Origin of the sequence: Flavobacterium sp. MMLR14_040 (assembly GCF_033657265.1) — a bacterium.
Classification (GTDB): domain Bacteria; phylum Bacteroidota; class Bacteroidia; order Flavobacteriales; family Flavobacteriaceae; genus Flavobacterium.
Genome location: NZ_JAWVWO010000008.1, coordinates 77,615 through 103,204, shown reverse-complemented (window position 1 = coordinate 103,204; position 25,590 = coordinate 77,615). Strand labels below are relative to the sequence as shown.

The window sequence follows — 25,590 nt, the reverse complement described above, 5'->3', positions numbered from 1 at the left end:
ATTTAATTTAATAACTTACTTTTTTTGTCTCAGTTCGATTATTATCTAAAACAACTTTCACTATCAAAATCTGATGACGGTTACTCAAATTATCTATAACCAATTTTGAATTGCCAATTTTCTCTTTTTTGTAGAGTAAACTGCCAGACATATCATAAACAAGAACCTCATCGATATTTTCATTCAACGTTTCAACGTTAATCACTTTGTTTTTAGAAGCTATTGAAATTGTATTGTCTGCCGATATAGTGCCTTCTGGTGCAAAAAATTGATAAGGAACTCCAACTGTTATTACCTGTGAACAACCTAGATCTGAAGTTACAGTAAAAGTATAAGTCCCGGATGACAGATTATTAGTAACTAAAAAATCATCTGATCCGTAAACTGTTGTGCCGGGATTAATTGCCACTGACCAATTACCTGCAGGTAAGTTTTCTAGAAGAACAGTTCCCATAAATTCAGATGTTTGCGGTTTAACATACGTAACTGTAGCTGCCGGCACTGCATTAATTGTAACAGCAAAAAGTGAGCCCGTACTTATACCTCCATTCGCATTTTTCACAGTCAATGTTCCGTTATAGGTACCGGCAGCAGCTCCTGCAGGAATAAGAATCTTGATTGGATTGACAGGTAATGCTGCATCTGTAACAGCTGCAAAACTATTTGCTGGAGAAGAATCCCAAACAATACTATAAGAGACAGGAGATCCCGTTGTTGCACTGTAGCTTAGCGGTGTTCCTTGCTCATCACCACTCGAACAAACAGTATTTGCTGATTCTGCAAGCGTTATTGTTGGTTGTTCAACATCATTAACTACTATTGATACAGCCCTAGATACTATACAAGCGCCGCTATAAATCGTAATTAGTCCGATATAAGTTCCTGGCGGTACATTTGGAGCTACTTCGATTGTATTTATTACACCTCCGCCTGGAGCAGAAATGAATGGAGTTATACCCTGATTTTGCATTGGACTGTTACTTGAAAGAATTTTCCAATTAATAGAATAGTCTGTAGGATTTCCTGTCACTGCAGTATATGCTAATGATGTTGTTTGCGAGCTGGTACTTGTAAAAACCGGAGTGATTTCTCCATTTGTTATAAATACAGGAGGTGTATTTACAATAACAGTAAAAGTTGAACCTGTACTTGCAACACCGTTCGTATCTTTCACAGTCAATGTTCCGTTATAAGTTCCGGCAGCAGCTCCCGCAGGTACAGTAATCGTGATTGGACTGGGTGGTAATATTGCATCAATAACATCTACAAAGGTATTTCCAGGGAAATAATCCCAAGCAATACTATAAGAGACTGGAGATCCAGTTGTTTCAGTGTAATCTAAAGTTGTGAATTGCTCATTAGCACTTCTACAAACCGATGGTGCTGATTCTGCTACTGTTATTGTTGGTAATACAGGGTTAATAACGATTGATATTGAATGAGCGTCAATACAATCTCCACTATCAATATATAATTCACCAAAGTAAGTTCCCGCTGGTACATTTGCAGGTATCTCTATATTATTTATAACACCACCGCCTGGTGATGAAGTAAATAAAGTAAGGGGCTGATTTGTTAATAGTGCAGCATTAGCTGTCGAATCCCATTCAATGAAATATTTTGTGGGATTTTCTATACTTGAAGAATAGGCTAATGTAGCATTTTGTACGGTAGTACTTGTAGTTACCGGATCAATTACACCTGTTGTAACAATAGCAGCTTTTCTGCTAACACTTACAGTGAAAACTGAACCTGGACTACTAACAGCACCGCTAGCATTTTTTACAGTCAGCGTTCCTGAATAAATTCCGGTTGCTGTTGTGTTTGGTAATCCAATATTAATATTAACATTAGCGAATAAATCTGCATCGACAACCGGAGCAAAACTATTTGCCGGAGAGGAATCCCAAACTATACTGTAAGTTAAAGGCGATCCCGTAGTTCCTGAATATCCTATTATTGTGTATTGTATAGGGCTATTATTAATTTCAGGATCTAAACAGAGGCCAAATGCGCTCGAATCTAACGCTATTGTTGGCAAGTCCTCTACAGTTACAGTTGTTGGCTCTGAATTTACAACCGCACAGCTGCCATTTTGTACAACCGCTCTAAATTGTGTAGTTTCTGTTAATGCATCTGAAATATAAGCGGGACCTATATTTGGGATATCAACCCATGTTGTAAACGGACTTACAGAAGACTGCCACTTAACAACGAATCCCGTGTGATCGTGTAAAGTCAATAAACCACTTGTTTCCCCTGAATTAATTGTTGTTCCTCCGTAAACTGTACCACCAACAGTCTCCTGAAATATTGTTATGGTTACCGGATATTCAGCACTGCAAAGTCCGTTATCTATTGTAAATGATCCATTATAGGTTCCCGGCAAAACATTTCCTGGTATTGTGATTTGGATTTTTCCTCCATCTGGATCAAAAAAAGGAAATGAAGTATCAGGAATATCAGCTAAGAAAGCTGCATTTGCTGTGTTATCCCAATCAATGGCATAACTCGTAGGATTTCCAGAAGAAGCTGTATAAAATAAAGTTGATATTTGCGAAGAACCGTTTGCACAAATTATAGAAAATTCTCCATCTGTTGTAATTGTTGGAGTTTGATTTACGGTTACAGTAAAAACTGAACCAGTACTTACACCACCGTTTGAATTTTTTACTGTCAATGTTCCGGTATAAGTTCCCGGAGCGGTTCCGGCGGGAACAGTAATATTAATTGGACTAGGTGGTAACGCTGCATCTGTAACAGCTGCAAAACTATTTGCAGGAGAAGAATTCCATACTATGCTATAGGTAACTGGAGATCCACTTACTACACTATAAAATAATGTGGTAGATTTTTCATTAGCACTTGAACAGAGACTAAATGCATTTACTGACTCTAAAACAGGTAACGGTACTACTGTTACGGTGGTCGAAGCAGAATTTGCTTCCGCACAAGCCCCACTTTGAACAACTGCTCTAAATTGTGTAGTTGCAGTTAATACCCCTGAAGTGTAAGTTGTATTTGTATTGGCAATATCTACCCATGTTGTAAACGGACTCACAGCCGACTGCCACTTTACAACAGATCCTGTATGACCAGATAAAGTTAGTAAACCACTTGTGTCTCCTTCGTTAATTGTTGTTCCGCCAGTTACTGTTCCTGCAACTGTTGCAGGCGAAATAGTTACTATGGCTGTATTATTAGAACTAATATTGGTAGAACAAGTCTGAGAAGTTATTTTGGTTACTGTTATTGTACTAGAACCTACAGTATTTAATCCTACTGCTGTAAAGACACCGGTTCCTGCTGTACTCACTGTTAAATTTGCTGTTAATGCTGTAGCACTGGGATTGCTTCTGTTATACGTCACTACATAATTACCAACCGGTAGTGAAGCTGCACCAGAAGTTAAGGTTACTGTTGATGTTGTACCACTAGCAGCACAAACATTAGTGGCTGTTGTACTGGTAACGTTATAAGTTGGGCACGTATAAGTAATAGTTAACTGACCTGCCGCACCAGTTCCTCCAATTTGAGGCGCACCTAATGCTGAATTTATTGCCCCACCGCCACCGCCACCTGGAGATGAACCAGGATTTCCGGGCGCAGTACCCAAAATTATACTCGATAACGCGGCACCTCCAGTGCCTCCTGCGTTAGCCCCCGCACCACCAGGTCCTGAAGAAAGCAATAATGATAGTAGTGCTGAACTACCATTGCCGCCCGATAAACCAGCAAAACGAACTGTTCCTTTAGAATTGGCAACTGTTCCTCCAATTCCTCCAACAGGTGTTCCGCCCGCATTGTTTGCTGCTCCACCTGAACCACCAGAGGCCAAAAATAAAGATTCATAACCTGTAATAGTAGAATTGCCTCCTGCTGACCCATTGGCTCCGGAAGCTCCCAAAGTTTGACCTGCCACCACTACATTTAAAGTAGCTCCGGGAGTAACTGTAAGTGTTGAGCTTGCAAAGGCACCTCCGCCTCCACCGGCAGCGCCTCTTCCTAAAAGCAATCCGGCACCGCTCGCACCTCCGCCGGATCCGCCTCCGCCCCATGCACTTACATTAATAGAAGTTACACCATTCGGGACAGAAAATGTTCCGTTGGTGACAAATGTTTTCGTGGTCTGCGCCCAGGAAAAAGTAATAATAAAAACGAGCAATAAACATAATTTTAGTCTCATAATAATAATTTTTTAATGGTTAAAAAAAAACTTTGTTAATAATGAGGCTTGTACAAAAACAGAAGCGTATCTGACTACAAGGAATTAGTCAACGGCATTCTTACAATGGGGTATAATAAATATAACTAACTAATAGATAACTAGTTACAAAAACAGAATGATGAAATTAACCAAAAAAAACTTATCGATAAAACATAATTCGGTATATTATTATGCACTTCGACAGATAAACTAAGATTATTCTTTCTTTTTTAACATTTTCAATAATAATTTATTAGAATTAACTTTTTCTACATCTCTAATATATAGGTTTTATCTTATATAAATAAAGATCAAGTTATTACATTTTCAAGTTTTGTAAAGAGATGTGTACCATGACAAAGAATACAAAAAAGAGAAATACAGGAATTGTATGGAAAACAATTTTAAAGAAACTAAAAATTGCTGCTACGATTATGCGAGTTGTATATCATAATAACAATTACATCTAAGAGAAATAACTTCTTAAATACATAACAAAAGTAATTTAGGGAAATTGGATATTTGAATAGTTATTCGCAATCCCATTTTTGATTGGAGACCTTGTCTTTTAGACCGGTTTTTAAATTATAATGCCACCATTCTGAATCGAACGAGTTAAAGCCATTGGCAATCATTACTTTTTTAAGATAAGCACGATTTGATTTTATTTTACCCGAAAGCTTGGTATAATTATGGCTCGCTTTAATTCCGAAGAAATCAAAAGGAGTTCCCATATCAACTTCTTTTCCATTAGCGTCAACTATAGAAATATCAACCGCTCCTCCTCTATTATGGATAGAACCTTTTTTGGGATCTGCAACATACTCCGGATTTGATACAATTTCCCACATCCTTTTTTGTATAAATAAAGGTCTGTAACAATCGTACAGTTTTATTTTATAGCCTTTTTTCATAAAATCTTTATTGGCAGCAACTAGCGCCTGCACAGTTTTTAAGCGTAAAACACATTCGGCGCAATCATATACTTTGGCTTTCAGAAAATTATCTTCGGTTGCATATTTCATGTCGTAGATAAAATCTTTGCTGTAATCTTTTAAATTCACAAAAGTCGTATCTGCAACATTCTGTTGTACCGGACTTGAATAAGTTTCATTTTGAGCATTTATAGCAATTGCAGAGAAAAAAAATCCAAAAATGAATGAGAATTGAGTATTTAGAAGATTTATTTTCATTGCGAAGATTTTTATTGTGCGAAGTAAATATAGTCAAAACAGCTTAGAACAAAAAAACTGACTCTAAAATCAAAATTAATTAAGCTTGAGCTTTAATTGTAACACTTTTCAATAATTGTTGTCTCTTAATTAAAATTCATTTATCTTTCAAATTATGTGCAACAAAACAATCCTATTATTTATAAGTTTATTTTTAGCGGTTATCAATTTATCGGCCCAGCAAACAAAAGCTACAAAATTAGCCAGCCAAACAAGCGATTATGATATTCAGGACAGCATCTCGGTAAAAACCCGTGATGGGGCCATTTTATCAGCCATAATTGTTCGCAAAAAAGAAGATAATACTCCGAAACCGGTAATTCTTCAATCTACTATTTATGTCAGAGACAAAGGCAGGGATTTAAAAACCTTAAAAGAAGCTGCAGATCATGGTTATGTTGGTGTTATCGTATACAGCAGAGGAAAACGGTTTAGCCCAAATGAAATAAATCCGTACGAGAATGAAAGCAGCGATGTTTATGACGCCATCGACTGGATTAGTAAACAAAAATGGTGCAACGGAAGTGTCGGAATGTTTGGCGGCAGTTACAATGGCTTTACACAATGGGCGGCTTGTAAAACAGTTCATCCGGCCTTAAAAACAATTGTTCCTTATGTCGCTAACAGACCCGGAATGGGTTTACCAATGGAAAATAATATTTTTATTAATCCAAATTACGAATGGGCTTTTTACGTGAGCAACAACAAATATTTAGATACGGTTTCGGGAAATAACAGACAGCGTTTTAGAACAATGCAATCGAAATGGTGGGAATCCGGTGCAGCCTACAAAAAACTGGACAGCATTGATGGAGAGCCAAACCGATTGTTTCAAAAATGGATAAGTCATCCTGCATTCGACAATTACTGGCAAAAAATTGCTCCGTATAAATTAGATTTTGCACAAATAAATATTCCCGTTTTAGCTTTTGATGGCTATTATAATGATTCTCAAAATTCAAGTTTATATTATTTACGAGAACTTCAAAAATACAATCCCAACACTCCGTCTTATTTAATTATTGGTCCATACGGGCATTTTGGAACTCAAATTGGCGGTGAAGCGGTTATAAATGATTATAAAGTGGATTCGTCGGCATTAATCGATATCAAAAAAATCACGTATCAATGGTTTGATTTTATTCTGAAGAACGGAACTAAACCTGAAGTTTTAAAAGATAAAATCAATTATGAAGTTATGGGCGCAAACTCATGGCGAAGTGCTCCTTCTATAGATAAAATGCACAACGGCTTTCTTACTTTTTATTTAACAAATACCAAGTCTGGAAATTTTTATACAGCAAGCTCTAAAAAATCCGGTAAAAAAGATTTTCTATTACAACAAATAGATTTTGCTGACAGACAAAAAAGCAACAATAATGATTATTATCCGGATCCGATAATTAAAAAAGAAATGGATACAACGAGTGGATTTCGTTTTATAAGTGATCCATTAAAAGAACCTGTAATTGTAAACGGTTCTTTTTTAGGAGAATTAAAAATAAGTATCAACAAAAGAGATATTGATTTGGGAGTAACTGTTTATGAAGTATTACCAAATGGCGAATATTTTCATTTGTCTTATTACATCGGCCGCGCCAGTTATGCCAAAAATATTGAAATAAGACAATTACTCAACCCTGACACCATTGAAACAATTTCTTTTTCGAATACGCATTTAATAAGCAAGCAATTAAGCAAAGGAAGCAGATTGCTTATTGTTGTTGATGTAAATAAAAATTCGTTTTCTCAATTAAATTACGGAACCGGTAAAGAAGTAAGCGATGAAACTATTAAAGATGCAAAAGTGCCTTTGCAAATAAAATGGTATACCGATAGTTTTGTAAAAATTCCTGTTTTGAGATAACAAACTCAAATCATTTTATGGCGGATTTCCTTGTATTTAGATCGGCCTACAGGCAAAAGTTCGGCGTTTTTAAGTAACATACTGTATTTTCCTCCGGGTTCTACAATGAGTTTATCGGCTTCATGCCAACAGACAATAAACGATTTATGTATTCGCTCAAAAGTTGAGGGAAGTAATTTTTCCAGTGATTCTAAAGATTTATCATGAAGTTCAATATGATTATCAGATAAATGCAATTCGGTATAAATTCCCGCGCCTTTTATATATCTTATATCTTTGATTCTTATTAATCTAACTGCTTTTCCTTTTTTTACGGCCAAAAAACTAATATCCTCATTTAATTGTTTTCCTGGTGTTGTAAAGCGCATAAAAGCCTGTGTGAGTCTGTTTTCGTCAAATGGTTTCGGAACAAAATCCAATACTCCGTAAGCAAATGCCGTAATTGCCTTATCTGTATAAGCAGAAATAATTATGGTATGAAAAGACCTTGCCACAAAAGCCTGCAGAATCTCAAATCCATCTTCGCCATTTAAATTCAAATCCAGCAACAGCAAATCTATCTCATGCTGATCGATAGTGATTAGTCCGTTTTCAAGTGAATCGGCAAGTAAAATCTGTACCTCTTTATCAAAGAAATTTCGGGTCATTCTCTCTATTCGCTTAGCAATTCGCGCTTCGTCTTCTATGATTAAAATCTTCATCTTTTATCAAAAATTTTAATAGTGGTTTGCCAGCCTTCTTCTACAGCAACAGAATCAAAAGACCAATTATCGCCATAACTTTCATTTAATCTGGCTTTTATATACTTAAAACCTGTTCCGTGCCCTCGATCTTTCCTTGTCTTTCTGTTTTTTGCAAGCGTTAATAAAGTATATTCTTTATAATGTTCGTTTTGTGCAAAACTTAGACAAAAACGAATGCATCCTTCTTTTGGCGGCAGGCTATGGGTAATTCCGTTTTCTACAATGGTGTGTAGAATTGCGGGCGGAATATTTTCATTTTCATCTATAGTACTTTCCTCCCAGTCGTAGCAAATTTCTTTTCGAAAAGACATTACCTGCAAATGTTTTTTGCACAATTCTATCTCTTGTCTTATCGGAATAAGGGTATCTTCGGAAATGGAATTCATAATGTCAAATTCATCTGCCAGTGCGCGAATAAATACAACGCCTTGCTGTGGTGATTCTTCAACCCAATCGATCAGTGAGGTTAAAGTATTACGAAGGAAATGCGGCTGAATATTTTTCTTGATCAGTTCTAACTGCAATCTTGACGAAAGTAATAAGGATGCGTTATGAGCTTCTTCAATAGCTTTTGCCCGAATGGTATGCAAATAAAGCATAGAAAGTACGATGATGGTAAAAGCAATAAACAATCCAAAATCATAGAAAATATAACGATTTACAACGACACTTGCCAGTAAGCCCGCGACAACAATCGATCCGCCTTTGATTTTTCGGAATGTGGCATTTGCGGCTATAATAATAGAAACAAGACACATGGCATAACTAAAATAAATGGCCGTTCTATCATAATGTCCGTAATTAGTAATATAGATCACAATAAGACTGGTAAACAAAAGAAACAAGAATAATCGCTTTTTTTTGAAGTCAAACTGCAACATAAAATACCACGGAACCAGAATTGAAATAGCAAAGGTAAGCAAGCCTACGATTTGTAAACGCGTATAAAATTGGGTATACGGAATGTCTATATAAAATTTGACATATTCTATAATTAGCAAACAAAAGAAAAGCAGACAAATTATACCAAAAACCAAAACAGTTGTTTCTTTACGAGTGCTGTTTATGTATAGAAAAAAATAATAAATAGCAGCAATAAGAAAAGCTCCCGCCATGAGATTCATAAAAGACATTACAATAAGCGGTGCGCGATGAAGTCTTAAAAAGCTTTCGAGTCTTATATCAATTCCCCGTTTTGCTTCTCGCAATTGGGTTTGTGTTCCAATAATAGTGATCATGTGCTTTCCAATATTGCCTCTTTTTTCTGGGATTTCGTAATACGTCGTTTCAGTGCCAGCTACTTCGGGCTGACCAGATTTGACCATTTTACCGTTGCTTCCCACAAAAATACCATCCCAATAAACATCAAAAGCACCAAAACCATTGATCTGTAAACCTAATGGTCCGGCATTATTATCACGTTTAATCAGCTTTACCGGTATTTGAACTTTAAAAACATCTTCTGCCGATTTACCCAGATAATCTTGTACACGATCTTCATTAACATAGTAGGAATAAGATGCATCCGATTTCACATAATCAGTATACTGTTTACACGAGGTAAACAAAAGCAGAACAAAAGCGGTAAAAAAGGTCCATCGATACATAAGATAAAGATAAAATAAATATCGAATTGAGAAATGCATTTCAAAAGCTCTTGGAGCCGTTTGCATGTTTTAAAAGGTCTTATTTTATTTTATCAACTAATCTTGTACTATAATAATCAATCAACATGAAAACCTTAATAACCAGTATTTTAATTTTGTTATTTCATTTTTTAGCGAATGCGCAGCAAACGACTGTTTCCGGCAAAGTTCAGGACAATAGCACCAAAGAAGTATTGCCGTATGTAACAATAGCGATAAAAGACAGCACCCAAAAAACAGTACTAATTGGAGTTACAGATGAACATGGCATTTTTAGTTTAGAAAAATTACCAACAGGAAAAATGACCATTTCGTTTAGTTTCATGGGATATCAAAATTATACCCAGTCATTGGAGATTATTTCGGGTAAACCAAAAATGGATTTAGGAACTATTGGTTTATCTGGTGATGCAGTTCAATTGAATGCCGTCGAAATTAAAGGACAAAAACCAAACATTAGTTTAAAACTGGATAAAAAGGTTTTTGAAGTTGGCAAAGATGTGCTTTCGCAAAATGGCTCGGCCAATGATGTTTTAAATGGAGTACCTTCTGTAGCGGTTAGTCCAACTGGCGGAGTTAGCCTTCGTGGCAACAGCAGTGTATTGGTACTTATTAATGGACGACAATCCGGTCTTACCCAAACCAACGCACTTGATCAAATTGCTGCCGATCAAATTGATCGTATAGAAGTAATTACAAATCCTTCTTCAAGATATGACGCTTCCGGTTCTGCAGGTATTATTAATATTATATTGAAAAAAAACAAAAAAAGTGGTTTTAATGGTCAGGTACGACTGGTAGCCGGCTCCCCAAATGATAGTCGGCTTAATCCAAGTATCAACTACAAATCAGATAAAATCAATATTTTTTCAAACTTCAGCATTCGTTCCTCTGATTATGTTGGTTTGTACACAACAAATCAGTCTACTATTAATAATGGTATACCAAGTTTAACGAACCGTGTGCAAAATGAAGACCGCCACGACGATGGAAAACTGATGTATTTGGGCGCTGATTACTTTTTTGACGATCACCACACTATTACCGCAGCTTTTTTAAAGAATGCCACACATGACAATGATAAAACTCATTTAAAATATGATTACAGCAACGATACAAGCTTGGACAGCACTTTAATAAGAGAAGGTAAATCACTGGAAAAAAGAGATTATAATCAATTGGAATTTAACTATACACAAACATTTAAACAAGAAGCAAAAAAATGGACTATTAATGTGCAATACGATTGGTGGAACAGCGATAAAAACTGGAATCTTTCAACACAGCGTTTATTTCCAAGTCTTGTGAATTATCCTGGCATTAGAACAAAATCAATTGGAAATAGTAAAGATTTACTTATCCAGAGTGATTTTATACAACCTATTGATAGTGTTTCGGTTTTTGAATTTGGCATAAAAAGTGAGATTCGCAAAGTCTCCAGTGATTTTTTGGCCGAACAGCAACAAGAAAATGATTGGGAAATTTATCAAAACATTCATAATAATCTGAAATATACCGAGAACATTTCCAGCGCTTATGCTCAATTTAGTGACAAAGCAGGCCAATTCAATTACATGCTGGGTTTACGTACAGAACTAACCCAAATTTCGATTACAGATATTAAAAACACCTACGACGACAAGAAAAATTACGCAAAACTATTCCCTACCGTGAATATGAGTTATAAGTTTGAAGCTTCGACTTTGCAGCTTAATTACAGCAAACGCATTAACCGTCCGGCTTTGTACGCTTTATATCCGTTTAATGAACTGACTGATTTAAATGCGCAATATATTGGAAACCCGGATCTTAATCCGTCTTATACCGATGCATTTGAACTGGGTTTTCTTAAAACCTGGAAAAAACTAACCCTGAATCCTTCTGTTTATTATCAGAGAGAAAAAAATTATATTCAGGATTTTACTTACCGTGAGAATGATATATTTTATACAACACCAATTAATATTGATTACGAAACGCGCACTGGTTTTGAACTTTCTACATTATACAATCCATTAAAATGGTTACAGATAAATCTGGAAATGAACTTTTACAGTTTTGTACAAAAGGGAGATTATCAGGAAAAAAACCTTGATTATAAGGGCGAAACTTTTACGGGACGTTTAAGTACGCAGATTAAATTGCCGGCCAAATTTAGTTTTCAGGGACGCTATAACTTTCGTGGAGAACAGCAAAATGCGCAAACCACAAATGCAACACTACAATCAATTGATTTTGGTTTGAGCAAAACTTTATTAAAAGACAAAGCAACAATTGTATTTGATGTAAGCAACGCTTTTAATTTACGCCAAAACAAAAACACCACAACTGGAACCGATTATTTATTTAAAGAAGTGAGCATACCTAACGCGGCCCGATACCGACTGAGTTTTGTTTATCGTTTTAACCTGACCGATCCAAAAGTAATCAGACAAGCTAATAGCGCTAATCGTAATTAAACACGAATTTCACTAATTTACACTAATTCTATAGTTGGCTTAGTTTGTGAAATTAATTTCACAAACTGAATTAGTGTAAATTAGTGAAATTCGTGTTTATCTATTAAATTTAAGCTGCTGGTTAATCAAATGAAATCCGAATGGTTGTAAAAAACATAAAACACAAAACCACTCGATCTGAGTGGTTTTTCATAAAATGCAACCTTATATCACATTATCCTTTTTTCAATGCAAACCAGCCAAAGGCCCGGATTCTTATTTTAAAAAATGAATCTTCTACTACTTCATCTACTTTTTTCCAGGCCTCCTCTACAAGCTCTTCTGCTTCCTGCCTACAGGCGGCAATGGCACCACAATTTTGTAATGTAACAATTACAGATTCTATAATCACTCTGTCTGTAGGCATTGTTTGAATTATTTCCCAAACATATTCACGTTTATCCAAAGGCAATAAACCCATTGCTTTGGCAACAGGCATGGTTATTTTTCCCGCTGTAATATCTTCTCCTTTATCTCTGTTATTGTCGTACCCCTGCAAATTCAATACATCATCCATTATTTGATAGGCGACACCAATGGCTTCAAAAAAAACACCAAGCGCATTTATTTCTTCCGGTTTGCCTCCTCCTAACAGTGCTCCCATTTTGGCCAATGTACATGAAGAGGCTGCTGTTTTTAACCGGTGTATCGTATAAATCCTCTTTTCCAATAATGTGTTATCGCCACTATTTACTGCATCTGGCATGAGATAATGAAGCCCGCTAATATCCATTGCCTGGCCTGCATGCCCAGCACGCATCATTCCAAAATAAAATTCATATACCTGCAGCCGGATATGTTCTGGAAGCTTCGGACTATGCATCATCAATTCTCCAATAAAATAACAGGCATTGCCCGCATTAATTGCAAGTGCTTCTCCGTACATCAAATGCAAAGCGGTGCCTCCTCTGCGTGTATCAGACTTGTCCTGCACGTCATCTACAATTAATGATCCTGTATGTATGATCTCTAGCATGGCGAGCCAGTCGACAAACGGCTGGGAGTTTCCGCCAACAACGTCTATACAAGCTAAAAACACATAAGACCGCCAGGATTTTTTATTACGATCAACAACTTCCCTGATTGGTTTGATAACAGTCGAAACATATTGTTCTTTATCAGCAGTGTTAAAAAAAGAAGTTCCCAGCGAACTGTTTACCAATCTGTAAAACTCATCGTCAGTAGGGTCAAAAGGCAGTAATGATTCTATCGCCTTTTGCGTTGCCTTACCAACATTTTTTAAGAAATTTTCAATATTTATAGTAGTATTAAATCCGTTTATTTCAATATATCCAGGGCCGGAAACTTCTGCTGCCATAAAACTTCCTGTAGCATTTACACATCCTTCCCAAATTGCCGGCGGAGAGAGAATCGTAATAAACTCTTGTTCCGGAAATTCAGCTTTAACAGAAAGAGAAATATTAAATTCTGGGATTTCCAATCTCCAGGAAACCGGATACGAAATAAAAGTTTGAACGCTTGTCCAGTAATCTTCAGGAGTAAATGAAAAATCTTCTGTTCTGTTTATTTCACCATCCGGAGCTATCATAATTACTATACCTCCAGCATGTGCACCATTAATTTTATTATCAAAAAGATTATATCCGGATATCTGGCAGCCATTATCCAGCTGGAGTGCTATCCAGTTCCAGGCCAGATCATGCTCAAGGTCAAAGTTTGGGTTTTCATCTACAGACCTGCCGAATTCATGATCATACCAACCACTGCCCTCTACATTGTAAACTGTATTATCGATCAGGATCTCCCCGCTTACGTCACATTTTGGAATAAAATAATAAAACAGATCTTCTCTTCCTATACTGCTCCCCACTCCATTGTTTCCATGTCTTACCGGATTTGTTAATGGAACAAAATCAAGCCTGCAAGTGATTCCTTTCGATGGGTTTTCCAGATTTAAATGATAGTTGCCCTGTTCCTCTTTCTTAAAAGAATTCTCATCATATTCAAGTGAAAGATTCTTCGTCCCTACAGTAACAGTTTTTTTAAGAAATCTGTCAGGCAGCGGCACATTTCCTTTCTCATACACCTCTTTTAATGCACGGCGAATCCATTTGGTTCCCACATTTTTTTCGTCGTATTTCTTAATCATTTTTAATGCTTCACTTGGTAAACTTCTATCTACAAGAGAGTCCGTATAATACTTTTTCCCGTCGATGTCTGATAAGGACCAGATTACAGAATGTGTATGGCTTAAATTTCCTGTATACTCGTCTCTTTTTGCCGCCCTGAAAAAGGAAGCGAATAAAGAAAGCCGTTTACCATCTTTAGAAGTCAAATGACAATTTTGATACCACCATTCGATTCCGGATGCATCGTGTGGAAGGTCATGAATATCTAAATCGATCGGGCCATCAGCGGGCCATGTGGAATCATAATCAGGTAAAATAATTTTTAAATCTTTTTGTTGAGCGTCGGTTTCTTGTTTCATAGTCTTAGACATATTAGTTATTAGTTATTATTAAATAATATATTTACCTCCGCTCTCCAAAGTCTCTTCTCGATAGCGAAAATAGTATTAGAAATTAAATGCTGTGCATCTCAATACAGTCTAAAACTGAAAACAGGAATAATGAATTCAGAAAATAATATAATTGGAGAGGTATAATCAATCATTTTGTTAATGTAAAATACTTAACATTTCTATCTTCTCTCATAAATTTCTAATACTGTAAATGAGTCTAATTCTATAAAATATGGCTTGTAGTTTAAAGGCAGAATATGCCTTCTTTGGATATATTCTCTGACTGGACCCAAACCGCCAGCGCTCTTTATTTATGCGTTATCTGTTTCTGTAGTATACAAATTCCTGGAAAATCAGGATTATATAAAAGTAAATTTTATAAGAATAAAGATACTAAAATTAATTTATCAACCAAATAGTATATAACATATTTAACTGACTTATAACCACTTATACATTAAAGCAATTGCAAATCAGTAAAAAAAGATATTTTGTATTTTTGTTGTTGTAAGATGAAAAAACTGGATAATACCTGAAATGCTTTTATTGCAAACAAGGAATATCTTTGTACTTCGTTGGTTAAAATAAAAAGTACAGTGAAATATAAAGTAATTTAGAAAATGCCCATATTTTCAGGTTTGATTGTAAATCCCAAACGAATCATGCTTTTGTGTTCCTGATAATCAATCAAACTTTCTGTGTAGCCCACAAACCACTGTAATGTGAGATAATAATTTTCATTTTTGTAGGGTCTCCAGTTTACCTGTGTCTGTAGCGATCCGTAATTGATAAGGCCGCTTCCTTTTCTAAAAAGAACATCTGCGCTCCATCGTCCCGGCTTTATCTGGTAAGTTGCACTTGCTTCGCCATAGCCTACATATTTGGTAAGTCCGGGATTATCTTCCTTATCGACAAGCGGAATCCATCCTCGCAACCCAACTGTCCATCGTGGGGAAATTTGTGATTTTAATGAAAAGGCCAGCATATTCCATGTTCTGGAATAAATAGAATCCCTTCCATTTGATTCGTGTTCTAATGAAATTGTTCCGTAAGTTAGTCTTCCTCCCTTTAAATAAAACGGTCGAACAATAGCCACACCGGGATTAAAATTAATTTCAGCAAATGGTTTTGAGTTGGCATAAATATCCCAAAACGCTTTTTGAGTATATAATAAATAGGGATAAAAACCTGCGAATACAGGTTTTGAGTACAATCGTAACTTAAAACTAACCTGATATTTTACATCGGCAGAATTTTTAGTTATTGGAGCATTTATTGGCACACCCGTTAAAAAATAATTATCTCTATGAACAGAAAAACTATTTTCCTTTAATAAGGAATCTGCTGCGCGAAAATTTTTTTTATCTTCTACAATTTGTGAATTTGCATTTAGTGAAAACAAAATGAAAAAGATCAATAGGTATTTGAAATGCATTTATACGGATTAAATTGAGGTAATTTATTAATTTCTATAAATATCCATGATTTTAATAAGCTCTATTAACTCAATAAAAACGAGAGTTAACTCAAAAAATGCAAAAGTATATTTTGTTTAAAATTCTTTTAGGTATAAAGAACTTATAATTTTTCAAAATAAAGATAATTGGTGCTGTCAGTTACATCACGTAACCTTATTTGGGAATTATTAAATTCAAACAATTTCCAATTACAACTTAATTTACCTAGTAATTCTGAACTGAAATTTATTTTTAATTCCGTAACATTATTCACCACCGTACTTTCCCATGTTCCTGTTTCTGAAACTGCTCCTTTTGTAGCAATTACCGATTTGTCATTTTTAAACATAAACCAATAACCGTTATAAGCAAGAGTTTTTTCTGAATCATCAAAATAATAAGGTATTTTCCAGTAACCGTTTGTTAGTGCGGTTGTAAAATCAATTGTTACAACGTTATTTTCCGGGCAGTAATCAATCGCATATTTTATAGCATTTTCGAACTCTAAATTATTAGTAATCCCCTTTACCTGATTATGATAATCTACTACAGAAATTGGATAATTTAATGAAATATACTGACCGTCATTCAGGTTTTTTATAAAATTAAAAAAGGCCTCATCACTTATAATTGACTGAGAACTGGCGTATTGACTGGCGCTGTTATAGCTATTAATCGTGATAGGATAATTAATATTTAACCCATTAATTTTAGATAAAAGATCAGGGTAAAGATTCCAATAATCAATTAAAGCATTAAAATCATTTTCATTCTCAATTAGTTTTTGTACGTAATTGTAGTAAACCATGGTTACCGGAAAATCTATTTTTACAATATCATCATCGTAAGTACTTGCGTTGATATTATCTATTACTTTTTGATAATCAGCAGTTGTATTAACCGCAATTTGCTCATTATTAACAGTAACAGTATAAGGAAGTTTTATAGTACAGTAAGTAGATCCGTCGATTACATTATCCTGAACCGTTGGTACCATTGCCACTCTTTGCAAATAAGTAGTAAGAGGAGAAACACTTGTAATTGTTCCCTGCCCATTATTTCCCTGCTCATCTCTGTCGTTTTGACAAGACAATAAGACTAAAAGGACTGCTATTGATAAATATTTTTTGAAAGAGAACATACTTATATTTTTACAAAGGTAATAAAATTTAAGAAACTGTTTTTTAATAAATCCGGCATTAATGGTTTCTGTTTCACTTTTTTAAATCGTTAATTATCATAAGAAAATTATATTTCTTACTCTATAAAACAATCAGCTTTACTTTTACCCTACTTAAAGTAAAAACAAATACTTTTGCTACTACAAATTGAAAAATCCAAATGCCAAATAAAACCGAATCAAATACTTGTGATGAAATAATCTTTTCGTCTTTTTTTAAAAGTCACGTAAAAGCACTTCGAAATTTTCTTTTTTACAAATTTGGCAATGTAGATCAGGCAGAAGATATAACACAGGAAGCATTTGTGAAACTTTGGCAAAACTGCGCTTCGGTACCTTTGGAAAAAGCAAAATCGTACATCTATACGATTGCAAACAATAGCAGTCTTAACGAAATTGCGCACCAGAAAGTGGTGTTGAAATATGAAAAAAACTTCACAGGCTTAGACAAAACAAATGAAAACCCGGAATATATTTTAGAAGAAAAACAGTTTCAGTCTAAACTTTTGAAAGCTATCGAAAACTTAAACGAAAAACAGCGTGTTGCCTTTTTAATGCATCGAATTGATGGAAAAAAATACAGCGAAATTGCCATTGAATTAAACATTAGCGTAAAAGCTGTCGAAAAACGTATTCATCTGGCATTGTTGAGTCTTCGTAAAGAAATTGATCTATAAAAGTAGGGTAAATTAAGTTACAATTGTTTTAATATATAATAGTAGTACAATGAAAAAGAATCGCTTATTAGCAAAATGGCTCAACAATGATTTGTCGGAAGATGAATTAGCTGAATTTAAAGCAAGTCCCGATTTTGAAAAATACCAAAAAATAAAAAACTATACAGAACATTTGGAGATAAGTGATTTTGATGAGAATGCTATGCTGTCGAACATTCTTAATCAGAAAAAAGAAACTCCAAAAGAGATTTCTTTATACAAAAACTGGATGTTTAGAGCTGCAGCTATTTTTGTTCTGGCACTTGGAATAACATTTTTGCTGAAATTTTTTGTACCACAAACGGAAACGGCAAGTTTTGGAGAAAAAACAACTTTTTCATTACCTGATAATTCTGAAGTTGTATTAAACTCAGGTTCTGAAATAAATTATAAAAAATGGAACTGGGACAATAACAGACGTCTTGAATTAAAAGGAGAAGCTTATTTCAGGGTTGCCAAAGGCCGACGTTTTGAAGTACAGACCAATTTGGGAAAAGTATCGGTTTTGGGAACTCAGTTTAACGTAAAAGCCAGAAAAAACAGGTTTGATGTAGTGTGTTACGAAGGTCGTGTAAAAGTAAATTACGCAAACTTTCAAATTTTATTAACGCACGGTCAAAGCGTTAGTTTCGAAAACGGAAAACAAACCAAATTGACAGTACGTTCCTTAAAACCGGAATGGACAGAAAATCAAATATGTTTTTATAAAGAAAACATCAGAACGGTATTAGACGAAGTTGAAAGGCAATATAATATTAAGATCGAATTAAACACAAAAGATACAGTTTCCTTATTTACAGGAAAATTACCCGCTAAAAACCTTGATATCGCTTTGCAGATTATTAGTACAACGTATCATTTGGAGGCTAAAAAAGTCTCAAAAAATAAAATAATTTTTGACGAAAAATAAATGTTCTTCCCCAAACAATTTCATTTTTTGTTTTTTCTTTTTTTCCTTGTCCTGAATCTTTTTGCTCAGGACAAAGGGAAAGTTATGCCTTTTAAAAAAATCATAATTGATATTGAAAAACAGCATGAGGTTAGTTTTAATTATACGGAAGACAATATTGACAACCTGCAATTAGTTCCGCCAAAGAGATCACTTTCCTTAGATCAAAAATTGCACTATTTAGCCAAAAACACCCATTTATCTTTTGAAAATATAGGAAACAAATTCATTAATATTTATAAAAAAGAGATTGAATCTCAAATAATCTGCGGCTATATTTTTTCTAAATACGATAAAAAGCCTATTGAAAACGCTAATATTAGTTTAGCTAATAAAAACCAAATTACAACTGATTCAAACGGTTATTTTGAATTTAACGGAGAAGATAAAAATGCTGTCCTGATTAGTCACATTGGCTTTATACCCAAAAGATTTGTGTTAACTAATTCCGATTCTAAAAATTGTATTCAAATACTATTAGATCCTGAAATTACAGAACTTGCAGAAATTAAAACGAGTGCAATTCTGGCTTCGGGAATTTCAAAAAACACGGATGGATCGTTTGAAATTAAACCCAAGAAATTTGGAATTTTGCCAGGACTTATCGAACCGGACGCCTTGCAGACCATGCAGCAAATTCCCGGTGTAAACAGCATCGACGAAAGTGTATCGAGCATCAATGTTCGCGGCGGTACACACGATCAGAATTTATTTTTGTGGAACGGAATACGAATGTACCAAACGGGACATTTTTTTGGTTTAATATCGGTTTTCAATCCCAATTTGGCTCATACGATTTCTATTTATAAAAATGGAAGTTCTGCCTTTTTTGGAGAAAGTGTTTCGAGTGTCGTAGCGATTTCTTCTACTCCAGAAATAGCAGAAAAAAATGCTTTTAGCGCAGGAATAAATATGATTAATGCCGATGTTTATGCAAAGTACAATCTTTCGAAAAAGAGTTCTATCGAAATTTCAGCACGTAAATCCATTACCGATTTTGTAGAAACACCAACTTATAAGGAATATTTCAATAAAGTATTTCAAAACACAACGATTACCGATTTTTCACAAAACCAAAATATAGATTATCAAAGTGACAAAAAATTTGGCTTCTATGATGCCACGCTCAAATATGCTCAGAAAATTGGAAGTAAAGATCAGATTATATTGGACTTAATTACCATTAAGGACAATCTGGAGGTTTTTCAAAGTGCGATGGTGTATGATATCAACAGATCTGAAAACAACATTTTACGACAACAAAATTACGGCGGAAATTTATCCTGGAAAAGAAACTGGAACCGTTTCAATACTACTAAAATGAATGTTTATAACTCTGCTTATGAACTTTTGGCCAATCAAAGAACTACTATTGGAAACCAAGTCGTTATTCAGGAAAATACGGTTAACAATAACGGAATTAATTTAGAGAACAATCATATTATTACCTCCAGATTTAGTTTTAATGAGGGCTATCAGTTTAATGAAGTTGGTATTTCTAATTTAGAAAAGGTAACCAATCCTGATTTCTATCGTAATGTAAAAGACGTTCTGAGAACTCACGCCCTGATTCTGGAAGGAAAATTCAATGATACAATTTCCAGAATATATTTTAAGGCTGGAACCCGAATTAATTATATAGAAAAATTTAAAAAATTTATTGTAGAACCGAGAATGCAATTTGGTTATAGCATCAATAAAAATCTAAATTTAGAATTGCTTGGAGAATTAAAAAGTCAAAATTCGCAACAAATCATTGATTTGCAAAAAGATTATTTTGGTATCGAAAAAAGACGTTGGATTGTATCGAATAACACCACAATTCCTATTCAAAGAAGCAAACAAATCTCTTTAAATTTATTCTATAAAAAGAATGACTGGTTGCTGGATATAGAAAATTTTTATAAAAAAGTAAACGGAATTACGACTTCCAGCCAGGGTTTTCAAAACCAGTTAGAGTTTGTTAGAACGACTGGAGATTATGAAATTTGGGGAGCAGAGATGCTAATTCAGAAAAAAATGAGTCACTTTCTGACTTGGCTAAGCTATACGTATAATCATAATAATTACCATTTTGCTAATTATGAGTACCCAACTTTCCCTAACAATTTTCAGTTAATGCACACGATTTCATGGGCGGGAATTTATGAGAAAAACAATTTTAAAATTGCTTTGGGTACAAAATGGTCTTCCGGCAGGCCAAAAACTTCTCCTGATTTTTCTCAAATTGACCTTTCAAATCCTCAATTGGTTTACAACAAACCTAACAATACCAACCTGCATATTTTTTCGCAGGTTAATATTTCCTCTACTTACAAGTGGGAAACCGCAAACGGAATTCAGTACAAATTAGGAATTTCAATCTTAAATATCCTCAACAGAAAAAATGAAATCAGCGAATATTATAGAATAAGTTCCTTAACAAATTCTATTGAAGAAGTTGAAACATTCTCATTGCAAAGAACTCCAAATGTGAGTTTTAGAGTTTCACTCTAACCTTTTTTCCTTCAAGATTTGTAACCTCTTTCTGTCTCTTTTTTTTATTTTTTAATAAAATTACAATTCTTTGGTAGGGTAATCTGCATTAAAGCTGTTTTACTTCTGAATCTATCAGAAGAAGAAAAATGGCTCCCCTACAAAACGTAATACTGAATTTTAATGACAGTTCGTAACAATAACCAATCTGGTTATTGAACGAAATGTTCATGAACTACAATCAAACAACAAAATGCTTTACTGTTTTTGTAAAGTAGCTTTTCCCCCTTTTTCTATAATTAATCAAATACAAGAAACAATGAAATTAAAACAAATTAAATTCGCTTTAGTTGCTTTTGCAGCAACAACATTTTTCCTAAGCTGTAGTAGTGATAATAACAACGATGAGACTCCTACTACGCCGGAAGTAAAGACAGAAGTTAAACTTTCTACAAGTACAACATTAGGCTCATACCTTTCTGATAAGGATGGAAAATCTTTATACTTTTTTTCAACAGATGCCAACGGTCAAGTTTCTTGTACAGGAGGTTGTGAAGCTGTATGGCCACCTTTTATAGTAGATAATTTAACTGCAGAAAAAATAGGTACAGGATTAACATTCTCTGATTTTGGTACTGTAACTACTGCCTCTGGTAAAAAACAAGTAACCTATAAAGGATGGCCTTTATATTACTATGCACCAAGTGTAAACGGAACCAACACAGCAGAAGCTGCCGGTGCAACAACGGGCGACGGAGTTGGCGGTGTTTGGTTTATTGCAAAACCGGATTATTCGATTATGATCGTAAGAAGCCAGCTTGTAGGCCATGATGGTAAAAACTACAAATCAGATTATACTGTTGGAGATGGACAGACTACTTATTTTACAGATGCTAAAGGATTGACGCTGTATGTTTTCAAAAACGATAATTTCAATAAAAACAATTTTACCAAGGCTGATTTTTCAAACAATGCTGTTTGGCCAATATATGAAACTGATAAAATTGTTGTGCCTTCGACACTTGACAAAACTAAATTTGGTGTTATCACAGTATTTGGTAAATCTCAATTGACTTACAATGGCTGGCCTTTGTATTATTTTGGACAAGATGCAAGCGTAAGAGGTGCCAATAAAGGAATCAGTTTCCCAAGCCCTGGAGTTTGGCCTGTACCGGTAAAAGATTTGCCACTTGCTATATAAACTATCGTTTTTGTAAATCATACCATTTCAAATTAGTCCAATACAAATTGGGCTAATTTGAAATAAATTGAAATGAAAATTCTGGTATTCTACTTCAAAATACCTGGACAAAATGCATTTAAACTCCATCTATGAAAAGAAAAAGAATAACATTAGTCATTGTGGTCTTGCTGTTGCTGATTTCTGGGGGCATTTATTTTTATTACGGATTTCTTTTTAAGGAAGCGCGCAATATAGAATCAGAAATGCCTGAATACACTCTGACAGCAGCAAAAATGAGTGAAGATTATAACTCAAATCCACAAAAAGCAGATTCCCTTTATCTCAATAAAACAATTGAAATAGTGGGTCTGGTAACAAAAGAAACAGACTCTGTTGTCATACTTGAAAACACTATTTTTTGTCTGTTTACACAAAAAGTAAAAGAAAAACTTATCAATAATAAGGTAACAGTAAAAGGCAAATGCATTGGTTATGATGAGCTTTTTCAGGAAATAAAACTAGACCAATGCAGCATTAATAAACAAATCAATTAATTCAATTTTATGAAGAAATTTTTAATCTCAATCTGCCTTTTTTTGGCTACTATGGCATATTCGCAAGACGATTTGCTTAAGGATCTGGATTCGACTCAGGTAGAAGAAAGTTATTCTACAGCAACTTTTAAAGCATTACAGCTGGTAACCCTGCAGACAACAAAAATGCCTGCAAAAAAAGAGTTCTATTTTGTAGTCTCGCATCGTTTTGGTACTGTTAAAGACGGTTTTGACAGTTTTTTTGGTCTCGATAATGCGACTACAAAACTGGGAGGTATTTATGGTGTTACAGACTGGTTATCGGTAAGTCTTTCCAGACATACATTGAATAAAATGTATGAGACCGGATTGAAATACAGACTGGCAAGACAAAGCGCCAATTTTCCTGTTGATGTTGTAGGATATAGTGTGGCCGATATTAATACTTTTTTAGAAAAAGAGCAATATCCAGGCTTAGAATTTAAGCACCGCATGACTTATGTACAGCAATTATTGGTATCAAGAAAAATTAGCGAGAGGCTTTCTCTTGAGCTTGTACCGTCTTTTTTGCATAAAAACCTTTATAATCCTGCTATCGAAAATGATAATCAATTTTCATTTGGCGGCGGCGGGCGCTATAAAATCACCAAAAGATTATCGGTCAATCTAGAATACATGCACAATTTTGATACGCCGGGCTTTTATGAAAATCCTCTCTCTGTAGGTCTTGATGTAGAAACCGGAGGACACGTTTTTCAATTGATATTTACCAATTCACAATCGATGAGCGAGAGCGGATACCTTACCAATGCTACAGGCAACTGGGGCAAAGGAGACTTCTTTTTCGGATTTAACCTTTACAGAGTATTTTAAAAACTATAAAAAAAACAAACTATGAAGAAATTAATAATAATGACAATTTTAGTAGCTGCCGCATTTACAAGCTGTAGTGATTCTGATACCTATCAGGATATCGAAACACCACCTGTAACAGGAACTCCTGATCCAGATCCTGTTGTTGCGGCGACTTATTCAAAAAACGTAAAATCAATTATTGATGCCAATTGTATAGGCTGCCATCAGACAGGAAGATCTGCAGGTTTCAGACCTTTAACTACTTACGCTGAAGTAAAAAATGCTGTTGAAAATGCCGGTCTTTTGAACCGTATTCAATTGCAAACCGGACAGCAGGGTATTATGCCTCAAGCAGGAAGAATGTCTCAGGCAAATATTGATGCAATTGTAAAATGGAATACTGATGGACTAAAAGAAAATTAATAATTATGAAAAAAATACATCTAAATTTCTTTGTACTACTGCTCCTTATTGCTGCGGGTACAAATGGATTTGCGCAAAAACTAATCACAAAAACAGGAAGCATCAAGTTTCAGGCTTCAATGCCTTCTTATGAAGAGGTTGCTGCCGAAAATAAAAGTGTATCTGCTGTTTTAGAGCAATCAACCGGAGATTTTGCTGCTTTGGTTCTAATAAAAGGTTTTCGTTTTAAGGTATCCCTTATGGAAGAACATTTTAATGAAAACTACATGGAATCTGAAAAATTTTCAAAAGCAACTTTAAAAGGTAAAATAGAAGATTTTGATAGTGCTAAAATCACAAACACAGCTAAAAATTTTACTTTAAAAGGAGATCTTACCATTCACGGAAAAACAAAACCAATAAATGTAATCGTGAAAGTTTCTAAAGCAGCCAACGGAGTCAATGCTGTTGGTTCATTTGAAGTAAAACCAGAAGATTTTGATATAGAAATCCCAGGCATGGTCAGAAAAAAAATTGCTGATAAAATAAAAATCAATTATAATTTTTTATTGGTGAAATAAGACTTTAAGCGAATTTAATATTTAGCTGCTAAATTACCCATTGCATTTTAGCGAATAAAATTTTTTGATTTGGAAGATCATTAAACATGACTACTATTTGAGGTCAGTTGCATATCAGGCTGGCCTCTTTTTTAATAACCTTAACTAAACTTAAATGATCTGCAAAAATTATGTTGTCGCCGGAGAAGATGTAGATGATGTTATGGTAATGGAAAGCAATGCTTACATTTCATACACTCTTAGATTATTACATCATTTTTTGTTTAATAATGGATTTTCAAAAGAGAAACTCAATGCTTTGCATTTGGGTCTACAAGAAGGAAGTCATGTTTTAGTTTGTTACAAAAATCTAATGTTTACCGAACCTTTTTTTGTTGAGATGCAACATTGTTCCATAGAGGACAAAATCAACATTAAAAGTTCTTTCTTCAATTCAAAAAAAGAATGCTGCGCAGAGGTTACCAAAGAAATGGAATGGTTCGATCCTATTCGAAGAGAAGTTATAGCAGCACCTAAGCAAATACTAAAGCATTTTAACTCAAATATTAGATCGTAAAAAATCACATACTTCCAATTCAAAATAA

General features: G+C 34.6%; 18 protein-coding genes. 11 read left to right on the top strand and 7 right to left on the bottom strand.

The window, feature by feature from the left end:
• Positions 1 to 7 precede the first annotated feature (7 nt).
• Positions 8 to 4,186, bottom strand: a complete 4,179-nt coding sequence (locus SD960_RS12565) for a T9SS sorting signal type C domain-containing protein (protein ID WP_318803550.1) — start codon at positions 4,184 to 4,186, stop codon at positions 8 to 10.
• 551 nt (positions 4,187 to 4,737) lie between these two features.
• A complete protein-coding gene (locus SD960_RS12560; protein ID WP_318803549.1) occupies positions 4,738 to 5,400 on the bottom strand; it encodes a M15 family metallopeptidase in 663 nt (220 codons plus the stop codon).
• 154 nt (positions 5,401 to 5,554) lie between these two features.
• On the opposite strand from SD960_RS12560, the gene SD960_RS12555 reads away from it, so the two are divergent.
• Entirely contained in the window at positions 5,555 to 7,306 is a 1,752-nt protein-coding gene (locus SD960_RS12555; RefSeq protein ID WP_318803548.1) for a CocE/NonD family hydrolase, read from the top strand.
• Between the two features lie 5 nt (positions 7,307 to 7,311).
• On the opposite strand, the gene SD960_RS12550 is transcribed toward SD960_RS12555, so the two are convergent.
• On the bottom strand, positions 7,312 to 8,007 hold the full coding sequence (locus SD960_RS12550; protein ID WP_318803547.1) for a LytTR family DNA-binding domain-containing protein: 696 nt from the start codon (positions 8,005 to 8,007) through the stop codon (positions 7,312 to 7,314).
• Positions 8,004 to 9,722: a histidine kinase gene (locus SD960_RS12545; protein ID WP_318803546.1), complete on the bottom strand. Its 1,719-nt coding sequence runs from the start codon at positions 9,720 to 9,722 to the stop codon at positions 8,004 to 8,006. Before SD960_RS12545 ends, SD960_RS12550 begins: the two co-directional genes overlap by 4 nt.
• Before the next feature lie 59 nt (positions 9,723 to 9,781).
• Between SD960_RS12545 and SD960_RS12540 the strand changes: the two genes are divergently transcribed.
• Positions 9,782 to 12,154: an outer membrane beta-barrel family protein gene (locus tag SD960_RS12540; protein WP_318803544.1), complete on the top strand. Its 2,373-nt coding sequence runs from the start codon at positions 9,782 to 9,784 to the stop codon at positions 12,152 to 12,154.
• 214 nt (positions 12,155 to 12,368) lie between these two features.
• Here SD960_RS12540 and SD960_RS12535 read toward each other — a convergent pair whose 3' ends face one another.
• The 3 genes from SD960_RS12535 to SD960_RS12525 form a co-directional block, all read right to left on the bottom strand.
• Entirely contained in the window at positions 12,369 to 14,642 is a 2,274-nt protein-coding gene (locus SD960_RS12535) for a polyprenyl synthetase family protein (RefSeq protein WP_318803542.1), read from the bottom strand.
• A 646-nt stretch (positions 14,643 to 15,288) separates the two neighbouring features.
• Positions 15,289 to 16,110, bottom strand: coding sequence for a phospholipase A (locus SD960_RS12530; protein WP_318803540.1), 822 nt, complete (start codon positions 16,108 to 16,110; stop codon positions 15,289 to 15,291).
• Between the two features lie 143 nt (positions 16,111 to 16,253).
• Entirely contained in the window at positions 16,254 to 17,273 is a 1,020-nt protein-coding gene (locus SD960_RS12525) for a hypothetical protein (RefSeq protein WP_318803538.1), read from the bottom strand.
• A gap of 200 nt (positions 17,274 to 17,473) precedes the next feature.
• On the opposite strand from SD960_RS12525, the gene SD960_RS12520 reads away from it, so the two are divergent.
• The 9 genes from SD960_RS12520 to SD960_RS12480 all read left to right on the top strand — a co-directional run bounded on the left by SD960_RS12520 (position 17,474) and on the right by SD960_RS12480 (position 25,562).
• Complete coding sequence (locus tag SD960_RS12520) at positions 17,474 to 17,989, top strand: RNA polymerase sigma factor (protein ID WP_318803537.1); 516 nt, start codon at positions 17,474 to 17,476, stop codon at positions 17,987 to 17,989.
• 49 nt (positions 17,990 to 18,038) lie between these two features.
• Positions 18,039 to 18,938 carry a FecR family protein gene (locus SD960_RS12515; protein WP_318803535.1) on the top strand — a complete coding sequence of 300 codons (900 nt, stop codon included), beginning with the start codon at positions 18,039 to 18,041 and terminating at the stop codon, positions 18,936 to 18,938.
• A 27-nt stretch (positions 18,939 to 18,965) separates the two neighbouring features.
• Positions 18,966 to 21,473 (top strand): TonB-dependent receptor, encoded by a 2,508-nt coding sequence (locus SD960_RS12510; protein ID WP_318803533.1) that lies wholly within the window; start codon positions 18,966 to 18,968, stop codon positions 21,471 to 21,473.
• Positions 21,474 to 21,771: 298 nt separating this feature from the next.
• Complete coding sequence (locus SD960_RS12505; RefSeq protein ID WP_318803531.1) at positions 21,772 to 22,653, top strand: hypothetical protein; 882 nt, start codon at positions 21,772 to 21,774, stop codon at positions 22,651 to 22,653.
• Positions 22,654 to 22,784: 131 nt separating this feature from the next.
• Entirely contained in the window at positions 22,785 to 23,189 is a 405-nt protein-coding gene (locus SD960_RS12500; RefSeq protein WP_318803530.1) for an OB-fold protein, read from the top strand.
• A gap of 9 nt (positions 23,190 to 23,198) precedes the next feature.
• A complete protein-coding gene (locus tag SD960_RS12495; protein WP_318803528.1) occupies positions 23,199 to 24,041 on the top strand; it encodes a DUF5777 family beta-barrel protein in 843 nt (280 codons plus the stop codon).
• A 21-nt stretch (positions 24,042 to 24,062) separates the two neighbouring features.
• On the top strand, positions 24,063 to 24,446 hold the full coding sequence (locus tag SD960_RS12490) for a cytochrome c (protein WP_318803527.1): 384 nt from the start codon (positions 24,063 to 24,065) through the stop codon (positions 24,444 to 24,446).
• A 5-nt stretch (positions 24,447 to 24,451) separates the two neighbouring features.
• Positions 24,452 to 25,006, top strand: coding sequence for a YceI family protein (locus SD960_RS12485; RefSeq protein ID WP_318803526.1), 555 nt, complete (start codon positions 24,452 to 24,454; stop codon positions 25,004 to 25,006).
• A 154-nt stretch (positions 25,007 to 25,160) separates the two neighbouring features.
• Positions 25,161 to 25,562, top strand: coding sequence for a hypothetical protein (locus tag SD960_RS12480; RefSeq protein ID WP_318803524.1), 402 nt, complete (start codon positions 25,161 to 25,163; stop codon positions 25,560 to 25,562).
• The last annotated feature ends 28 nt before the right edge of the window (positions 25,563 to 25,590 follow it).

What these genes read in the sequence shown, in the direction of transcription:
- SD960_RS12565 (WP_318803550.1), bottom strand. Translation starts at nt 4,186, where the DNA reads ATGAGACTAAAATTATGTTTATTGCTCGTTTTTATTATTACTTTTTCC.
- SD960_RS12560 (WP_318803549.1), bottom strand. Translation starts at nt 5,400, where the DNA reads ATGAAAATAAATCTTCTAAATACTCAATTCTCATTCATTTTTGGATTT.
- SD960_RS12555 (WP_318803548.1), top strand. Translation starts at nt 5,555, where the DNA reads ATGTGCAACAAAACAATCCTATTATTTATAAGTTTATTTTTAGCGGTT.
- SD960_RS12550 (WP_318803547.1), bottom strand. Translation starts at nt 8,007, where the DNA reads ATGAAGATTTTAATCATAGAAGACGAAGCGCGAATTGCTAAGCGAATA.
- SD960_RS12545 (WP_318803546.1), bottom strand. Translation starts at nt 9,722, where the DNA reads ATGCAAACGGCTCCAAGAGCTTTTGAAATGCATTTCTCAATTCGATAT.
- SD960_RS12540 (WP_318803544.1), top strand. Translation starts at nt 9,782, where the DNA reads ATGAAAACCTTAATAACCAGTATTTTAATTTTGTTATTTCATTTTTTA.
- SD960_RS12535 (WP_318803542.1), bottom strand. Translation starts at nt 14,642, where the DNA reads ATGAAACAAGAAACCGACGCTCAACAAAAAGATTTAAAAATTATTTTA.
- SD960_RS12530 (WP_318803540.1), bottom strand. Translation starts at nt 16,110, where the DNA reads ATGCATTTCAAATACCTATTGATCTTTTTCATTTTGTTTTCACTAAAT.
- SD960_RS12525 (WP_318803538.1), bottom strand. Translation starts at nt 17,273, where the DNA reads ATGTTCTCTTTCAAAAAATATTTATCAATAGCAGTCCTTTTAGTCTTA.
- SD960_RS12520 (WP_318803537.1), top strand. Translation starts at nt 17,474, where the DNA reads ATGCCAAATAAAACCGAATCAAATACTTGTGATGAAATAATCTTTTCG.
- SD960_RS12515 (WP_318803535.1), top strand. Translation starts at nt 18,039, where the DNA reads ATGAAAAAGAATCGCTTATTAGCAAAATGGCTCAACAATGATTTGTCG.
- SD960_RS12505 (WP_318803531.1), top strand. Translation starts at nt 21,772, where the DNA reads ATGAAATTAAAACAAATTAAATTCGCTTTAGTTGCTTTTGCAGCAACA.
- SD960_RS12500 (WP_318803530.1), top strand. Translation starts at nt 22,785, where the DNA reads ATGAAAAGAAAAAGAATAACATTAGTCATTGTGGTCTTGCTGTTGCTG.
- SD960_RS12495 (WP_318803528.1), top strand. Translation starts at nt 23,199, where the DNA reads ATGAAGAAATTTTTAATCTCAATCTGCCTTTTTTTGGCTACTATGGCA.
- SD960_RS12490 (WP_318803527.1), top strand. Translation starts at nt 24,063, where the DNA reads ATGAAGAAATTAATAATAATGACAATTTTAGTAGCTGCCGCATTTACA.
- SD960_RS12485 (WP_318803526.1), top strand. Translation starts at nt 24,452, where the DNA reads ATGAAAAAAATACATCTAAATTTCTTTGTACTACTGCTCCTTATTGCT.
- SD960_RS12480 (WP_318803524.1), top strand. Translation starts at nt 25,161, where the DNA reads ATGATCTGCAAAAATTATGTTGTCGCCGGAGAAGATGTAGATGATGTT.